This window comes from Pseudomonas purpurea (genome assembly GCF_039908635.1).
In the GTDB taxonomy this organism is placed as follows: domain Bacteria; phylum Pseudomonadota; class Gammaproteobacteria; order Pseudomonadales; family Pseudomonadaceae; genus Aquipseudomonas; species Aquipseudomonas purpurea.
The window spans coordinates 148704-166030 of record NZ_CP150918.1; the positions used below are offsets into that span (position 1 = coordinate 148704).

The following is a 17327-nucleotide window of genomic DNA, read 5'->3' on the forward strand; positions in this document are numbered from 1 at the left end:
TCAATGTGTTTGCGGCATACCCCTCGTTAGACGGGGCCTTCATGCCCAAACCGCATTACCCGCCAGCGCTGGTTGGCGTGTCGGGCAAGGTGCGGGTCAGCCTGAACATTCATAACGACGGTTCGGTCAGCGACGTGAAGGTGTTGAGTGCCACCCACGACGAATTTGCCGAGGCGGCGAAAGCGGCTGTCAGACAGTGGCGGTTCAAACCCTGGGACGTGACGACGGACTTGCCTGCCGTGGTCGAAGCGCAGAACACGCTGGTGTTCTCGCCGGAACCCAACATGAAGGCTGTCTCCGAGACACAGAACACCATTCAGACCTTGCTGTCTCAGCGCTGCAACGCCTTGAACACTGAGGTTGCGCAGTATCGAGGCAATTATCCCGATAAGCCCCTGAGCAGCATGCCGACGTTCGCCATGACCAGTGCCGCCCTGCTGATACCGGTGTTTACCCATGAGCGAAAAATCGAGGAAGGTTCGCACCTCAACAGCGAGCTGCTCAATGCGCTGCCGGACATCGTTCGGCGCTGTCAGAGCACGCCGACAGCCTTGTACAGCGATGTACTGCCTGAAAGCGTGAAGAAGGCGTTCTGGCTACCGCGGTAGAGAACGCTGCTAACATTGCGCCTGGCTCAATCCTGCCCTGCCACGAGTGCTCACTATGCAACTCCCGGACATGAACCTTCTGGTTGCCCTCGATGCGTTGCTCGACGAGGGCAGCGTGGTGGGCGCGGCGCGGCGGATGAACCTCAGCCCGGCCGCGATGAGCCGGACCCTGACGCGGATTCGCGAAGCAATTGGCGACCCGATCCTGGTGCGGGCCGGACGAGGCCTGGTGCCGACCCCCAAGGCGCTGGCACTGCGTGATCAGGTGCGAGACGTGGTGGAGCAAGCGGCGTTGTTGTTTCGTTCGGCCGATGACGTGGATATGAGCACCTTGCGTCGGCGGTTCAACGTGCGTGCCAACGACTTTTTCGTCGGGGTGTACGGCGGTCATCTGATCGACACCCTGGACCGCCAGGCCCCGCACTGCGAGCTGCGTTTTGTGCCGGAGGGCGATGGTGACGACGAGGCGCTGCGCGAAGGCCGGATCGACCTGCGCATCAGCAATACGCGGCCGCTGACTCCAGAGGTGAAAGTCCAGAACCTGTTTTCGACAACCTTTGTCGGACTGGTACGTGAGAACCATCCGTTGCTCGACGGGGAAATCACCCCGGAGCGCTTTGCCAGTTTTTCTCACATCAGCATGTCCCGCCGTGGCCTGGCCCGTGGGCCGATCGACACCGCGCTCAATGCGCTGGGCCTTGAGCGGCGGGTGACACTGATTGCCCCAAGCTTCCATGCCGCGATGTTCGTGCTGCCCGATTCGGACCTGATTCTGCCCGTGCCCAAGGAGGCGCTGCTGAGCGTGACCCGCCTGGGCTTGCGGTTGCAGTCATTCGCGTTGCCGGTGCCATTGCCGACCTTGATGCTGACCCAGGCCTGGCACCCGCGATACGACAAGGACCCGGCCCACCGCTGGCTGCGCGAAACCCTCAAACGCTGTTGCGACGAGACGTGGCAGGCGGCGCAGCCGGCTTCGGGGTGATACGGCATCCTGATGGTCGTGAAGCGGCCATGACACTCCTCATTGCTGCATCAGACGCACTTATAAGCTGCCAATAAGTCAGTTTTCGTCAGCTGTCTGCGTTCATAAACTGCTCCGGTATTTCTGTTTTCCGGAGCGTTACCGCACATGACTTCCCTCGCTGTCCCCGCGACCCTCCAGGCGGCCAGCAAACCGGCAGCCGCCGCGCCTCCCGTTTTCGGTCCGCGCATCATCATCGGGTTGGTCGGCGTGTTGCTGGCGGTGCTGGTGTCGGGCCTCAACGAAATGGTGACCAAGGTCGCCCTGGCCGACATTCGCGGCGCCCTGGCCATCGGTTATGACGAAGGCACCTGGCTGGTCGCCAGCTACACCGCGACCTCGGTTGCGGCCATGGCATTCGCCCCTTGGTGTTCGGTGACCTTTTCACTAAGGCGTTTCACCCTCTGCGCGATTGCCCTGTTCACCTTGCTCGGGGTGCTGAGCCCGTTGGCCCCGAACTACGAAAGCCTGCTGCTGATGCGCACCCTGCAAGGGCTGGCCGGTGGCGCGTTGCCGCCGATGCTGATGACCGTCGCGCTGCGCTTCCTGCCGGCCAACGTCAAGCTTTATGGCCTGGCCGGCTATGCGTTGACGGCCACGTTCGGGCCGGGCCTGGGGACGCCGCTGGCCGGGTTGTGGACCGAATACGTGAGCTGGCGCTGGACCTTCTGGCAAATCATTGCGCCGAGCCTGCTGGCCATGGTCGCCGTGGCCTACGGTTTGCCTCAGGACCCGCTGCGCCTGGAGCGCCTCAAACAATTCAACTGGCGTGGCTTGCTGCTGGGGTTTCCGGCGATCTGCATGCTGGTGATCGGTCTCTTGCAGGGCAATCGGCTGGACTGGTTCGAGTCGGCGCTGATCTGCTGGCTACTCGGCGGTGGTGCGTTGTTGCTGGTGCTGTTCATGTTCAACGAATGGTCGCAACCGGTGCCGTTCTTCAAATTGCAGATGCTCGGCATCCGCAACCTGTCGTTCGCCTTGCTGACGCTGGCCGGGGTGCTGGTGGTGCTGCTGGCGGTGATCATCATTCCGTCGGGTTACCTGGCGCAGGTCCAGGGCTACCGGCCGATTCAAACGGCCCCGGTGATGTTGTTGATGGCTGGCCCGCAATTGATCGCGCTGCCGCTGGTGGCGGCGTTGTGCAACGTGCGCTGGGTCGATTGCCGCTGGGTGCTGGGCATTGGCCTGAGCATGCTGGCGCTGTCGTGCATCGGCGGTTCGCAACTGACCTCGGTGTGGATTCGCGACGACTTCTACGCCCTGCAACTGTTGCAGATCTTTGGCCAACCGATGGCGGTGCTGCCGTTGTTGATGCTGGCCACGGGCAGCATCAGCCCGGTGGAAGGCCCGTACGCCTCGGCGTGGTTCAACACCGTGAAAGGCCTGGCGGCGGTGGTTGCCACGGGCGTACTGGATGCACTGACCACAGCACGCCTGCATTTTCACTCGACCATGCTGGTCGACCGCCTCGGCAATTCACCGCTGGCCGACAGCGACACCCCGGGCCTGGCGCACCGGCTGCACCAGCAAGCGGTGGTGCTGACTTCCTCGGACCTTTACCTGTGCATGGCCGGCGTTGCACTGGCGCTGATCCTGCTGATTTTCTGGCTGCCGACGCGGGTGTATCCGCCGCGCGCGCCGACTTGAACGTTCACTGAAACAGAAGGTTTTTATGACAATCCAAACCAAACACAAAGTCGCGCTGAGCGCGGCGCTGCTGGTGGTCGCTGCGCTGGTCTATGGACTGGCATCGGGGGCGTTCGGCAAGAAAAACCAACAAAGCACCAATGATGCGTTTGTCGCGGCGGACTTCACCCTGGTGGCCCCGCGCGTGGCCGGGTTCATCAAGGAAGTGCTGGTCGAAGACAACCAGCAGGTCAAGGCCGGTCAGTTGCTGGCGCTGATTGATGACCGCGACCTGCGCGCCGCCGCCCAGGCCGCCGACGCCGAAACCCTGGTGGCCATGGCCCAGTTGCAAAACGCCCGGGCCACCCTGGAGCGCCAGGCGTCGGTTATCGCTCAGGCCCAGGCCACGGTGGTCGCCGCCAAAGCCGAGCAGGCGTTCGCCGACCACGAGTTGAACCGCTACAACCACCTCGCCGGGGTCGGTGCCGGTACGGTGCAAAACGCCCAGCAGGCGCGTACGCGCATCGATCAGGCGAACGCACGGCTGGCCAACGCCACGGCGGTGCTGGCGGCAGAGCGCAAGCAGGTGGAAATCCTCACGGCGCAGCGCGATGCGGCAGAGGGCGGATTGAAACGGGCCCACGCGGCACTGGAGATGGCCAGTTTCGAGTTGTCCTATACGCGCATCGTCGCGCCGGTGGATGGCATGGTGGGCGAGCGGGCGGTGCGGGTCGGGGCTTACGTGACGCCGGGCAGCAAGATCCTCGCAGTGGTGCCGTTGCAGCAGGCTTACGTGGTGGGCAACTTTCAGGAAACCCAGCTCACCGACGTGCAGGCCGGGCAGGACGTGCAGGTGCGGGTCGACAGCCTTGGCGGTGAAACCCTGACCGGGCGGGTCGAGAGCATTGCGCCGGCCACGGGCGTGACCTTCGCGTCGGTGAAGCCGGACAACGCCACCGGCAACTTCACCAAGGTAGTGCAGCGGATTCCGGTGAAAATCACCCTCGATCCGGGTCAGCCACTGGCCGAGCGTTTGCGGGTCGGGATGTCGGTGGAGGCGAGTATCGATACTGCAGGTGCTGACAAACATGAGGTTGCGCAACGATGAACCAGAGTCACCACATGCCTCTGTGGCGAGCGAACTTGCTCACGCTGGGTCGCGTAGCGGCCCCTAAATCGACGAGCGCTGCGCACTCGAGCGCGAGCAAGCTCGCTCGCCACAGGGGGAGTGTTCAGTCTGCGGTTATGGTGATGAGTGTGGTTTGCCTTTGCGCCTGCACCGTCGGCCCGGACTTTGTAAAACCCCAGGCGCAGCAAGTCGTCGAATGGTCAAAACCCCAGAAATCCGCTGCCAGCCAAGCGGTGACAGCCGAGCTGGATGAGCGCTGGTGGGAGGTGTTCAACGACGCGAAATTGTCAGCCCTCAGCCGCCGCGCGCTGACCGACAACCTGGACTTGCAACTGGCCAGCAGTCGCCTGCAACAAAGCCGTGCGGCACGTCAGGTGATCACCGCCGAGCAATACCCGACGACATCCGCGACCGGCAGTTATGGGCGTAAACGCAACAGTGCAGAAGGCCTGAGCGATCCGTCCGCAAACAACGGTCGCTCGGCGTACTCCCTCTGGGAAGGTGGTTTTTCGGCGTCCTGGGAACTGGATATATGGGGCCGGGTGCGGCGCGAAACCGAGGCGGCGGATGCGAGCCTCGAAGTCGCTGAAAATGATCGCCGTGGCGTGTTGTTGGCGGTGCTGGCCGAGACGGCGCAGGACTACATTCAATTGCGTGGCGTGCAGAGTACTCGCGCGGTCACCGAGCAGAACCTCGACGTTGCCCGCCACAGCCTGAAGCTGTCGCAACTGCGTCTGGCCGACGGCGTGGCGACCGATCTGGATGTGGCCGAAGCGGCCGCCCAAGTCGCGGCCATCGAAGCACATTTGCCGGCGCTGCAGCAGCGCCAGTCACAGTTGATCAACGCCCTGAGCCTGTTGATGGGGGAGCCGCCGCAAGCGTTGCACGCCGAGCTGTCCACGGATGCACCGGTGCCGCAGGCGCCGCCCCGGTTGGCCATCGGCCTGCCGTCGCAACTGGCCGAACGGCGCCCGGATATTCGTCAGGCCGAAGCGCGTCTGCATGCGGCTACTGCCAGCATCGGCGTGGCCAAGGGCGACTTTTATCCGCGCATTACGCTGTCGGGCAACGTGGGATCGCAAGCCATGCAGTTGAGCGATTTTGGTTCCTGGAGTTCGCGTCAGTTCGGCATCGGTCCGCAATTCAACCTGCCGCTGTTTGACGGCGGCCGCTTGCGTGGTGTGCTGAAACTGCGTGAGGCGCAACAGCAGGAAGCGGCGTTGGCGTATCAGCACACCGTGCTGCGGGCCTGGCACGAGATTGACGATCAACTGAGCCGTTACAACTCCACCCAACTGCGCCGCGACAGCCTCGCCGAGGCGGTGCGCCAGAACCAGATCGCCCTGCGCACCGCGCAGCAGCAATACGTTGAAGGGGTCGTGGATTTCGTCAACGTGCTGACGGTGCAAAGCGCGTTGCTGGCCACTCAGGAACAACAAGTGGAAAGCGCCACCGGTGTGTCGTTGGCCATGGTCGGTTTGTACAAGGCCTTGGGCGGCGGATGGCAGTCGGTGTATCCGCTTGAGGAGGCGACAGTTGTGCGCTGAATCACGGCGTTTTGCCTGGGCAGAATAAAAGTGTAATGATAATTGCTCTCAATCATGTGCGTGAGCCATTCATGGACGCAACGACTGACGGCAACGAACACCTTCATCGTCTTTACCGCGATCACCATGGCTGGCTGCAAGGCTGGTTGCGCAAGCGCCTGGGCGATCGGGAGCACGCGGCGGACGTGGCGCAGGACACCTTCCTGCGCCTGCTGGTGTCCGGGCGTTTTCCCGGCCATCAGGAAAGCCGCAGCTATCTGGCGCAAATCGCCCGCAATCTGGTGATCGACCAGTGGCGGCGCCTGCGCATCGAACGTGCGTACCTGGAAAGCATCGCCCACCTGCCCGAGCCGGAGTCGCCGTCACTGGAGACCCGGGCGCTGATTCTTGAAACCCTGATGCAGATCGACGTCATGCTCGACCGCATGCCGGACAATGTGCGTCAGGCGTTCGTGCTGTCGCAGTTCGAAGGGCTGAGTTATGCACAGATTGCCGAGCGCCTGGGCGTGACCGTCAGTTCGGTGCAGAAGTACATGACCCGGGCGATCCTTGCCTGCTACCAGGTGGTCTTCGAAGAATGAAATTGCGCCGCGATGCTCCGATCACTCCAGCCATTGTCGAGCAGGCCAGTGAGTGGCTGATGCTGCATTGGGGCGGTGAGCTGGATGCCGATCAGCGTCAGGCCTTTGCCCGTTGGCAAACCGCCAACCCCGAGCACCAGCGCGCCTGGCAACGCCTGCAACAGTTGCAGCAGACCCTGGGTGGCGTGCCGGCCGACAGCGCGCGAGCGGTGTTGCGCGATGCGCCGGACGCGCAACGGCGCACGGCGCTGAAGCTGCTGGGCGGGTTGTTGATGGCCGGCGGCAGCGCGTATTTGGTTCAAGACAGTCAGCCCTGGCGGGCTGCGTTTGCCGAGCAGAGCACGGGCACCGGGGAGATCCGTCACCTGACCTTGAGCGACGGCACGCGCCTGGCCCTCAACAGCGACAGCGCAGTGGACCTGCGGTTTACCGCGCAAGCGCGACGTATGCGGCTGATCCGTGGCGAGATCCTGCTCACCAGCGGTCACGATCCGGTTCGCCCGTTGATTGTCGAGACCGCAGTCGGTGACGTTCAGGCGCTGGGCACCCGGTTTACCGTGCGGGAAATGGACGGCGGCAGTCGTGTCGAACTCTACGAAGGTCAGGTGCGCATCAGCCCGCGTCATGCTTCGGCGGTGCAGATGGACGCCGGCAGTTGCCTGTGGTTCAACGCTCGTCAGGTGGGCGCGATGCAACCGCTGGACGTCAATGCCAGCAGTTGGAGCGAAGGGCGTTTGATTGCCGAACGCCAGCCCCTGGGCCGCTTCATCCATGAGCTGGCGCGTTACCGGCCGGGCTGGTTGCGCTGTGAGGATGACGTGTCCGGGCTGTTGCTGACCGGGGTGTTTCCGCTCAACGACACCGACTCGATCCTCGCCGCCCTTGAACGCACCCTGCCGATTCGCGTGGAAGCCGTGACCCGCTATTGGGTCACGGTGAAGCGCAGAGGCTGATCGCGAAAAATAATTTCGGCCAAGCCTTGTCGGTTTTCAGAACCTGGCCGGGATACCTCATGAAAGCACATCAGAAGCATTCTCATGGGGAGCCCTGCAATGCCATTTCACCCGACACCGTCGACGTTTGTGTTAGCCGGCGCCTTGCGCCGTGGCCTGTTTGTCAGCCTTTTGGCCGCGACACCCTTACTGCCCAATCTGGTTCAGGCCCAATCCTCAAGCGTCGATCAGGTGCGTGAATACGCGATCCCGGCGGGCAGTCTCGATCAGGCCTTGAACCGCTTCGCCAGTGCGGCGGGGATCCTGTTGTCGGTGGATGCGCAAATGACTGAAGGCAAGCACAGCGTCGGGTTGCAGGGGCGTTTCGACACGGCTCAGGGGCTGTCGCGTCTGCTCGCCGGCAGCGGCTTGCAAGCGGTGCAATCGGATGGCGGCTGGTCGTTGCAACCGATCGTGCAGGACGGTCCGCTGCAACTGGGCGCGACCCGGGTCAGCGCCGCCGAGATCGTTGAAAGTGCCTGGGGACCGGTCGACGGAATCGTCGCCAAGCGCAGCGCCACTGGCAGCAAGACCGACTCGGCGCTGGTGGAAATCCCCCAGACCATCAACGTGATCACCGCCGCCGAGATCAAGGCCCGTGGCGCCCAGAGCGTCACCGAAGCGTTGCTTTACACGCCGGGGATTACCGGCGGCGGCTTCTCCGACCGGGTGAAGTTGTTCGATGAACCGACGTCCCGTGGCTTTCTGCCGGCGCCGCTGTACCTGGACGGTCTGCACTTGCCTTACGGCGGCGGCAGCACCGGTGGCGCGCTGCAAATCGAACCGTATTCGCTGGAACGCGTCGAGGTCCTCAAGGGCCCGGCGTCGGTGCTCTACGGGCAGAACCAGCCGGGCGGCATCATCAACATGGTGAGCAAGCGCCCGACCGCCACACCGCTGCACCAAGTGGTGCTGGAGGCGGGCAGTTACGATCACAAGAGTGTCGCGGTCGACCTCGGCGGGCCACTGGATGAAGAGGGCAAGTTCCTCTATCGCCTGACGGGCCTTGCCAGTGACAGCAATGCCGAGATCGATTACGTCGAAGACCAGCGCAAGTTCATCGCGCCCAGCTTCACCTGGCAGCCGACTGAAGACACGCGCCTGAATGTGTTCGCCCAGTACCAGAAAGACAACAGCGTGCCAGAGGCCCAGGGCCTGCCGAGCGTGGGCACGGTGTTCCACAACCCCAACGGCAAGATCGACCGTGGCCTGTTCCTCGGCGAGCCTGGCGTCAACGATTACACACGTAATCAGTACGCGTTCGGCTATGAGTTTTCCCATCGTCTGGACGACGTCTGGACGTTCAAGCAGAACGCTCGTTATGCCCGCGTCGACGACCGCTACACGGCGCCGTTGCATGGCTACAAATTCGTGGCCAACCCCAGCACCGGGGCAAAGGATCAACGTTACATGACTCGCTACGGGGTGGACTGGAAACAGGACAACCGCGTCTTCGGTATGGACAACATCGCCCAGGCCGAATTCGACACTGGCGCGTTCAGCCATACCCTGATCGTCGGGCTCGACTACTACCATTTCAACTCCAAGTTCGACGGGTTGTATGACCGCAATCCGCCGATCATCGACCTGTTCACCCCCAAGTACGGCAAGCCGATCAAGTTCGGTGGCCGCTACCGCTGGGATAACACCGTGACCCAGACCGGCCTCTACACGCAGGACCAGATCAAACTCGATCAGTGGATCTTCGTCCTGGGCGGGCGTTATGACTGGGCCGAAACCGATAACAAGGAGCCGATCAGCGGCAATCACACCAACCGCAAGGATGAGGCGTTCACCGGTCGTGGCGGCATTGTCTATCTGTTCGATAACGGCCTGGCGCCCTTCGTCAGCTATTCCGAATCGTTCATCCCGCAGAGTGGCACCAGCGTCGGGAAGACGCCGTTCGATCCGTCCACCGGCAAACAATATGAAGCGGGCCTGAAGTATCAACCGCCGGGCCAGAACAGCTTCGTGCAGATTTCGGCCTATCAGATCGATCAGGAAAACCTCCTGACCACCGACCTGGGCAACCCCGGCTTCAGCAAGCAAAGCGGTGCCATGCGCTCCAGGGGTATTGAGCTGGAAGCCAAGGCCGAGTTGAGCGAAGCGCTGAACGTGATCGTCTCGGCGTCCCGCAACGACATCAAGTACACCAAGGACAACGACGGTCGCGAAGGTCGTCACCCGGCAGCCAGCCCGCCACTGACCGCGTCGATGTGGGTCAACTACACCTTGCTGGGCGACACGCCGCTGGCCGGTTTGGGTGCAGGCGTCGGCGCGCGCTACGTCAAAGGCAGCTACGGCGACTACTACGAAGGCGCGTTCAAGATCCCGTCTTATACGGTCTACGATGCCAGCCTTTCCTATGACCTGAGTAAGTCGCCGTTGCAACTCAAAGGCGTGAAACTGGCGCTGAACGTGCAGAACCTCGAAGACAAGACCTACGTCGCCAACTGCACCAGCGAGTGGGATTGCTACTACGGCGAAGGGCGCCGGGTGGTGTCGAGCCTGACGTACGATTGGTGATGGGCGAAGAGAAAACCGGCCTAGGCCGGTTTTCTCATTTCAACGGCCCGCAGGCCCTATTGGTTCTGCAAAAACACCACATACCCCCTGAACCACTCGCTGTCTTGCAAATACCCCGGTTCGTCCCAGTCGCCGCCCTGAATTAACCCGACCTTGAACGGCAGCCCCAGGCGGTTGAGGCGTGGCAGGTAGGCGGCGTAGTTCGGGATGCTGTGGCGGCCCTGGTAGGTTTGCACCACCACTTCGTCGATCACCCCGCTGAGCTGGCCGATCACGACGGGGTCGGCGTTGCTGCTCCAGTCCATCAGGCCGGTGATGCTCAGGCGATAGTGGGCGGGCAGGCGATGGCGCAGGTCCTTGAGAAAGTCGACGTACTCGTTGAGGTAACGGGTGCGGGCGTCGAAGTCGATCTGGATGCCGACCACCGGATTGCCCGCCTGCTGCCAACGCTCGACTTGCCCCAGTAACTGGGTGTAAGCCGAATCAGGCCAGCGCAAGGTGTGGGCGCGGTAAACCACCCAGACCTCGCCCTGGGTCAGGCGCGGGATTGCCATGCCCTGAGCGATGAAGCGCACGCCGCGCTGTGGATAACGGCGTGATTCGCTGATCTGCCCTTGCAGGATGTACAGGCTTTTGGCCTGGGCCAGCACTGGTTGGCTCTTGACCCCGCTCCACAGCCAGAAGGCGTCATGGTCGCGGGCGTCGACGGCGGCGTGGGCGGGCGCGCCGCTCAACAGGGCCAGCAGCAGGCCAACGTGAAAACGCCGCATGCCTTACCAGTAATACTGCAGGGACTTGCCCCACGGCGTGTCGGCAAAGCCGCTTTTGAGCTGACGGAACCAGGCCTTGCGCACCGCCGGTTCGACGTCCGTGCCACCGCAACTGTTGTTACCCGATGGCGCGTAGCAGTTGATGGCGCGGAACAGGGCGTAGGCGCGATCTTCCTTTGGTGCCTGGGTGTCGCCGATCACCTGGCGATAGCCCTCGTGGCGCGCATAGATATCGCCTTTGAACGGCACCGGGACGCCGGGTTGCGGGGCTGCCGTGGAGCGCTCGTCCACGGGCGAGTCGTCCAGTTTGTTGCGCAGGATGAACTCGCCCAGGCAGTTCAGGCCTCTGGGGTCTTTGCCATTGGCCTGCAACGCCGTGGCGGTGTCGGCGATGCTCGGGCAGCGATAGGCGGATTCGCTCTGTTCGCCTTGCCAGCGGAACATCGACAGTGGCCTGCCGCTGCCGTACAGGTAACCGATGCTGACCCCGAGGTTGTCCGTCGACGGTTCGGCTGGCAGCCGCTTCATGTCTTCGGCGAACGCGGCGTATTGGTTGCGCAGCAGTTCTTTGTAGAGCAGCACGAACAGGGCGCTGTCCCGCTCGGTGGCGTCGGCGCCCTGGCTGACTTGCTGGCGCAACAGCGGTGCGTCGGCGGCCATGCGTTGCAGGCGATAGCGCAGCGCAGGGGTTTTGATGGGCGAGCCGGTGGCGAAAATCTTGTCTATCTGCTCGCTGTACAGGTAGTTGCTGGTCAGCGCCAACTCCACCTGCTCGTATTGCAGCGGGCGTTTGACCTTGGTCATCAATTGCAGCCAATGCGCCTGCGCTTCGGGCCATTTTTTCTGTGCGTGCAACGCCTGCCCCCGCAAGAACTGCTGGCTGAACGCGAGGTGGTCGGGGTTGTCCACGATGTTGGCGGGCAGAACGCCCAGCGCGGCCTCGGGGTTGTTTTCAACCCGCAACAACACGGCGGCGTGCAGGTAGTCGTAGAGCCCCGGTTGCTGGGCGAACAGGGCTTTTTGGCCTTCCAGTTGTTGGCTGCTGAAGGTCGTCTGGTAGCCGCCAATGTTTTGCAGGTCCTTGATCGCCAGCAGCAGGGGCGCCTGGATGCCGTTGTCCGGTCGGCTCAGGAGTTTGCTGTCGGTCTCTTCGATCAACTCCGGCAGGCTCTTGTTGCGCTGGGCTTCAGTGGCCGCAGTGAGCTGCCAGGCGTAGTCGTCGGCGAGGTTTTTATCGTCACCGGCCAGCCAGTGCACGCGACGGATCAGGCCCCTGGCCGAAGCGCTGTAGTCGCCCTGTGGATAAGTCTTCAGGTAGTGCTCGAAGCCTTGTTCGGCCAGTTTCAGGTTGGCTTCATCCACATGCTCGTACGTGGGCAGGCCCATGTCGTCGAAGGCATTGGCCTGGGCGGCGTTGAGCGGGATTCGGCCACTCATGTACAGCGCGGTTTCTTTCAGCCACGGTTGTTCACTGGTGCTCAGGCTGGCGAAGGTCTGTGTCGCGTCGGCGAAGGCGCCGCTGTAGAACTGGGCGGCACCGCGCAGGTACGCGAGGAAGGTAAGGCCCGGCGCCGAGGCAATGGTGGCGGGCGGCGGGCTGCTCAGGGTTGCGGTGTCGCAGGCGTTGAGCAGGTTCAAGCGCGCCTGTGCCAGGTACAGACGCTCCGGGGCCGGAAGTTCGGGGCTGGCGATCAACTGTTTGATGAAGGCGGCCGCGCTGTCTTCGTTATTGCTGCGGCAGCGGCTGCCTTCGCCATCGATGAACGCGTTACCGGCAATGCTCGGGACCATGCCGCCGAGACCCAGCTGTTGCAGCGGTTCATCCAGCACCGAGACCGGGGTGGTTGCCGGTGGCGGTACGAGCGCTGGCAGGGGCGCGGGGTCCAGGCGTGTGATGTCGAACGGCACCGGGCCGTAGCCGGCCTCGCGCTCGTGGTCGGCAATGGGCGTTGGATCGAACGCCGGCACGCCTTGGTCCGCCAGCAGCAAGCGCAGGTTGACGCGGCTGTCGTTGGTCGGGCTCAGGAATGGCACGCTGTTGCAATGACCGGAGCCTTCCAGCGACCACTCGGCGCTGCACATGTCCTCGTCGTAGCTGGCCTGCGCCGGGAGTGCGCAGGTGGCGCTGATGGCCAGCGCGAGAGTCGACAGCAGTCCGATACGCATGAATTGTCCTTAATCCTGAAACGCCTGAAATCGAGGTCGCGATCATACCGCGTCCGGCGCCGAATGCCGCCATGCCGAGCAGCAATTGCGGGCACTGATGGCTATTTGCTTGACGGTTCGGAAGTCTGTCATAGACTCCGACCATCCGTCAGGGAGTCACGGTCATGCCGCGTATTTATGGATTGATGTTTGGATTGTTCGGTCTGGCAGGTTGGGTTCACGCGCAAACGCCCGTGCCAGACGATCCGCTACAGGAAACCCCGGCGTCCTCCGCCAGCGCTGTCACCGGCAATGAAGCCCGAGGTGTGTTGCGCGCCAAGGATCAGGCGATGCTTGCCAGTGAGCTGCCGGGGCGCATTGTCGAGTTGCCCTTCAGCGAAGGCGAATCCTTTAAAAAGGGTGATACCCTGGCCCGCTTCGACTGCTCGGCCTACCAAGCCCAGCTCAATGCCGCTCAGGCCGCCAGCCGTGGCGCGAGTGAAGAACTGGCCCACAACCGGCAGTTGGCGTCGCTGAATTCAGTGGGGCGCTTCGAAGTCGCGCGGGCCGAGGCCAAACTCACCGAAATCCGCGCGCAATCCCAGGTGTATCAGGTCCAGGTCAAACGCTGCAGCGTGGTTGCTCCGTTTGACGGCCAGGTCGTGGAGCGCAAGGTCCAGCGTTATGAAAGCGTGGCCGCTGGCGCGCCGCTGCTGGACATCGTCGACAACCGCACCCTGGAAATCCACTTGCTGGTGCCGTCAAGCTGGATGGCCAGGCTCAAGCCGGGCCAGACCTTCAGCTTCGTCCCCGATGAAACCGGTCAGGCCCTCGATGCCACAGTCAAACGCCTGGGCGCGCGGATCGACGAAGGCAGCCAGACCCTGTTGCTGGTGGCCACGCTGCCGAATGCCAGCGGCCTGCTGGCCGGCATGAGTGGCACGGCGCGTTTTACGGAGCTTAAGTGAACGCGCCGGTCGCGACTGGCGCCGAGCAGGTCTTCGCCCGGTTTCTTGAACTCGAACGCCTGACCCGCGCGGCACGCTCCACCGAACAACTGGCCTTCAGCCTGGTGAACGACGGCCAGGCGCTGTTCGGTTTTCGTCACGCGGCGCTGTTGATCGCCGGCAAGGTGCGGGCGGTGACCGGGGTCAGTGCGGTGGAGCCGAATGCGCCGTTCGTGGCCTTTGTCGAGCAGGCCGTGGTGCAGCTGTTCAAGCTTGATCTGCTCAATCAGGCGCGGGTGATTCCGGCCACCTCGTTGAGCGGTGCAATCCAGGCCGACTGGCAGAGTCTCTCGGCGGCGCAGGTGTTCTGGTTGCCGCTGGTCGATCACAAGGGCGAGGTGTTCGGTGGCCTGTGGCTGGCCCGCGATCTGCCGTGGAACCCGTCCGAACAAGTGCTGTTGTCGCAACTCGGTGACACCTACAGCCATGCCTGGCTGGCGCTGCAACCGCGCAAGCCGTGGCGCTTGCGCTGGACGCGCAAACGCCAGGTCGCGCTGGCGGCGATGGTGGTGCTCGGGTTGCTGATTCCGGTGCGTCAGTCGGTATTGGCCCCGGCCGAAGTCGTGCCCTTGGGCGGTCGGGTGGTGGCTGCGCCGCTGGACGGGGTCATCGCCGAATTCCTGGTCAAGCCCAACCAGACGGTCAAGAGTGGCGACCTGCTGCTGCGTTTCGAAAGCACTACCCTCAAAGCCCAGGCCGATGTGGCCGACCGTGCGCTGGGCGTGGCAGAAGCCGAACTCAAGGCCAACGCCCAGCGTGCTTTCGCCGATGCCGAATCGAGTTCGAAAATTGACCTGCTCGCGGCTCGGGTCGAACAGAAACGCGCCGAACGCGATTACGCCCGCGAGCTGCTCAAACGCAGCGAAGTGCGCGCCGAACGCGACGGCATTGCGGTGTTCGCCGACGCCGAGCGCATGACCGGCAAACCGGTACAGACCGGCGAACGCTTGATGGAAATTGCCGACCCGACCCAGGCCGAATTGCGCATTGAACTGGCGGTGGGCGATGCGATTGCGCTGGACCCGGGCGCGCAAGTGGCGCTGTTTCTCGACAGCGATCCGTTGCAACGCCACCTGGCCCGGCTCGAACGCTCGGCGTATGAGGCGCAAGCCACGGCCGGCGGGCAGTTGGCCTATCGGCTGGACGCGAGTTTCGAACAGGCACCGCCCAGGATCGGCCTGCGGGGCACGGCAAAGATTTTCGGTGATCGCGCGCCGTTGGCGCTGTACCTGTTGCGCAAGCCTCTGGCCGGTTTGCGCCAGAGCGTAGGTCTTTAGATGACGTTGCCCAACCTGCGGGCGGATTTGCAACTGACCCCGGCGGCGCCGGCCGTAGACGGTTCGCCGCGCTGGACCCTGGCCGACCCGCTGCGCGGGCGCTATTTCAAGCTGGGCGCGGCAGCCATGCGCTTGTTGCGGCACTGGTCGCTGGGCGATCCCGAGCAGGTGTTGCGGGCGGCCAATCGTGAGCCAGGGCTGGTCCTGGACGGGCAGGAGCTCGACCAGTTGCTGAGTTTTCTACGCGCCCATGACTTGATCAGCGCGCTCGATCCGCAGCAGCGCGGCAGTTATGGGATCAAGGCCGCCGCGCAACGCCAGAGCCTGTGGCAAATCGTCTTGCATCAGTATTTGTTTTTTCGCATTCCACTGTGGCGCCCGGATAGTTTTCTCAACCGCGCCTGGCCTTGGCTGGCGCGGTTCGGCCCTGGCGCCTTGCGCTACGGCTTACCGATGACTTTGGGGCTCGGGGTGTTTCTGGTGGCGCGGGACTGGCAGCGGTTTGTCGGGACCTTTCCGCACCTGTTCAGCCTCGGCGGGGCGATGGCGTTTGGCGTGGCGTTGTTCTTCGCCAAGCTCTGTCACGAGTTTGGCCACGCGTTCATGGCCAAGCGCGCGGGGTGTCGGGTGCAGAGCATGGGTGTGGCATTCATGGTGTTGCTGCCGATGTTCTACACCGACGTCAGCGACGCCTGGCGGGTCAATGACCGGCGTGCGCGGCTGTTGATCGGCGCGGGCGGCGTGCTGGCGGAGTTGCTGTTGGCCAGTGTGGCGCTGCTGGCCTGGTCGCTGTTGCCCGACGGGCCGGCGCGCACCGCCGCCTTCATGCTCGCCAGCGCGACCTGGATCACCACGTTGCTGATCAACCTCAACCCGTTCATGCGTTTTGATGGTTACTTTCTGCTCAGCGACTTCTGGGAGGTGGACAACCTCCAGGGCCGGGCGTTTGCGCTGTGTCGCTGGCGCCTGCGCGAGGCGTTGTTCGGCTACGACGAGCCGGCCCCGGAGCCGTGGTCGCCGCGCATGCAACGGCGTTTGCTGATCTGGGGCTACGGGGCGTGGCTGTGGCGTGCGGTGCTGTTTTTCGGGATCGCGCTGGCGGTGTATCACCTGTTCTTCAAGTTGCTCGGGATCTTCCTGATGCTGGTGGAACTGGTGTGGTTCATCTTCTTGCCGATCGTGCGTGAGTGGCGCGAATGGTGGACCCGCCGCGAGCAGGCGTATGCACCACGGGTGCTGCTCAGCACGTTGGGTGTGTTGGCGCTGCTGCTGGTACTCGCGCTGCCCTGGCGCAGTGCGGTGGAGTTGCCGAGCATGCTTGAGGCCGGGCGTGTCAGCGCCTTGCATGCGCCGGTGGCGGCGCGGGTCAAGCAGGTGAACGTCAGCGACGGGCAAGTGGTCGCTCAGGGCCAGGTGTTGATCGAACTGGAATCACCGGACCTGGATTCGCGCCAGGCCATTGTGCGTCGGGAAATCGAGATTCAGCAGTTGCAGATGCGCCGACAGGCCGGGCGCAGCGAGACCGCGGCCGATGCCGGGATCGTCGAACAACGGCTGGCCGAAGCGGTGGCGCAGTACCGTGGCCTGGCGGCTCAGCGTGAACGTTTGCTGTTGCGTGCGCCTCAGGCGGGCACCGTTCGCGATCTGTTGCCGCAACTGAGTGTCGGTCGCTGGTTGTCGACCAAGGATGCCTTGGCCCGGGTGGTCGAGGAGGGCGTGCGGCTGCGCGGTTATCTGGCCGAGGCCGAGTTGTGGCGGGTTGCGCCGGGCGCCACGGGGCGATTCATCGCCGATGACCCGATGCACCCGGCGGTCGAGGTGCAGCTCAGTGAAATCGACACCAACGGTGCGGCGTATGTCGAACAGGAGGCGCTGACCTCCGACCATCACGGACCGATTGCCGTGCGCCGTGATGAAAACCATCGCCCCGAGCCGGTGCAGGCGCAATACGCGGTCCGGTTCGAGGCGCTTCACGCCATGGCCACGCCGCACCAGCCATTGCGTGGCGTGGTGGTGTTGCAGGGGCGCAGTGAGTCAATCGTGGGCACGGCCCTGGCGTCGGTTGGCGGCGTTGGGCGTCAGGGAGAGTGGTTTCTAG

12 protein-coding genes and 1 pseudogene are annotated in these 17327 nt (G+C 63.6%); 11 read left to right on the forward strand and 2 right to left on the reverse strand.

Annotation, left to right across the window (positions count from 1 at the left end):
- Window positions 1-41: 41 nt before the first annotated feature.
- From AABM54_RS00685 to AABM54_RS00720, 8 genes are all read left to right on the forward strand, one after another.
- Window positions 42-608: an energy transducer TonB gene (locus AABM54_RS00685; protein WP_347903085.1), complete on the forward strand. Its 567-nt coding sequence runs from the start codon at window positions 42-44 to the stop codon at window positions 606-608.
- Between the two features lie 55 nt (window positions 609-663).
- Window positions 664-1590 carry a LysR family transcriptional regulator gene (locus AABM54_RS00690; protein ID WP_347903087.1) on the forward strand — a complete coding sequence of 309 codons (927 nt, stop codon included), beginning with the start codon at window positions 664-666 and terminating at the stop codon, window positions 1588-1590.
- A 147-nt stretch (window positions 1591-1737) separates the two neighbouring features.
- On the forward strand, window positions 1738-3276 hold the full coding sequence (locus AABM54_RS00695; protein ID WP_347903089.1) for an MFS transporter: 1539 nt from the start codon (window positions 1738-1740) through the stop codon (window positions 3274-3276).
- A gap of 25 nt (window positions 3277-3301) precedes the next feature.
- Window positions 3302-4363 (forward strand): HlyD family secretion protein, encoded by a 1062-nt coding sequence (locus tag AABM54_RS00700; RefSeq protein WP_347903090.1) that lies wholly within the window; start codon window positions 3302-3304, stop codon window positions 4361-4363.
- Window positions 4360-5931, forward strand: coding sequence for an efflux transporter outer membrane subunit (locus AABM54_RS00705; protein ID WP_347903091.1), 1572 nt, complete (start codon window positions 4360-4362; stop codon window positions 5929-5931). The genes AABM54_RS00700 and AABM54_RS00705 overlap by 4 nt, the downstream gene beginning before the upstream one ends.
- Before the next feature lie 71 nt (window positions 5932-6002).
- The gene (locus AABM54_RS00710) at window positions 6003-6512 is read left to right on the forward strand and encodes a sigma-70 family RNA polymerase sigma factor (protein ID WP_347903092.1); all 510 of its coding nucleotides are present in this window, start codon (window positions 6003-6005) and stop codon (window positions 6510-6512) included.
- Window positions 6509-7465: a FecR domain-containing protein gene (locus AABM54_RS00715; RefSeq protein WP_347903093.1), complete on the forward strand. Its 957-nt coding sequence runs from the start codon at window positions 6509-6511 to the stop codon at window positions 7463-7465. Before AABM54_RS00710 ends, AABM54_RS00715 begins: the two co-directional genes overlap by 4 nt.
- A 99-nt stretch (window positions 7466-7564) precedes the next feature.
- Window positions 7565-10030 carry a TonB-dependent siderophore receptor gene (locus AABM54_RS00720; RefSeq protein WP_347903095.1) on the forward strand — a complete coding sequence of 822 codons (2466 nt, stop codon included), beginning with the start codon at window positions 7565-7567 and terminating at the stop codon, window positions 10028-10030.
- A gap of 56 nt (window positions 10031-10086) precedes the next feature.
- Here AABM54_RS00720 and AABM54_RS00725 read toward each other — a convergent pair whose 3' ends face one another.
- Both AABM54_RS00725 and AABM54_RS00730 read right to left on the reverse strand, forming a co-directional pair.
- Window positions 10087-10800, reverse strand: coding sequence for a DUF3142 domain-containing protein (locus AABM54_RS00725; protein ID WP_347903096.1), 714 nt, complete (start codon window positions 10798-10800; stop codon window positions 10087-10089).
- Window positions 10801-10803: 3 nt separating this feature from the next.
- Window positions 10804-12966, reverse strand: coding sequence for an outer membrane assembly lipoprotein YfiO (locus AABM54_RS00730; protein ID WP_347903097.1), 2163 nt, complete (start codon window positions 12964-12966; stop codon window positions 10804-10806).
- 164 nt (window positions 12967-13130) lie between these two features.
- Here AABM54_RS00730 and AABM54_RS00735 point away from each other — a divergent pair, with 164 nt between their 5' ends.
- From AABM54_RS00735 to AABM54_RS00745, 3 genes and pseudogenes are all read left to right on the forward strand, one after another.
- Complete coding sequence (locus AABM54_RS00735; protein ID WP_347903098.1) at window positions 13131-13913, forward strand: efflux RND transporter periplasmic adaptor subunit; 783 nt, start codon at window positions 13131-13133, stop codon at window positions 13911-13913.
- Window positions 13910-15229, forward strand: a complete 1320-nt coding sequence (locus AABM54_RS00740; RefSeq protein WP_347903099.1) for an HlyD family efflux transporter periplasmic adaptor subunit — start codon at window positions 13910-13912, stop codon at window positions 15227-15229. The genes AABM54_RS00735 and AABM54_RS00740 overlap by 4 nt, the downstream gene beginning before the upstream one ends.
- A pseudogene (locus AABM54_RS00745) lies at window positions 15230-17327 on the forward strand (biotin/lipoyl-binding protein).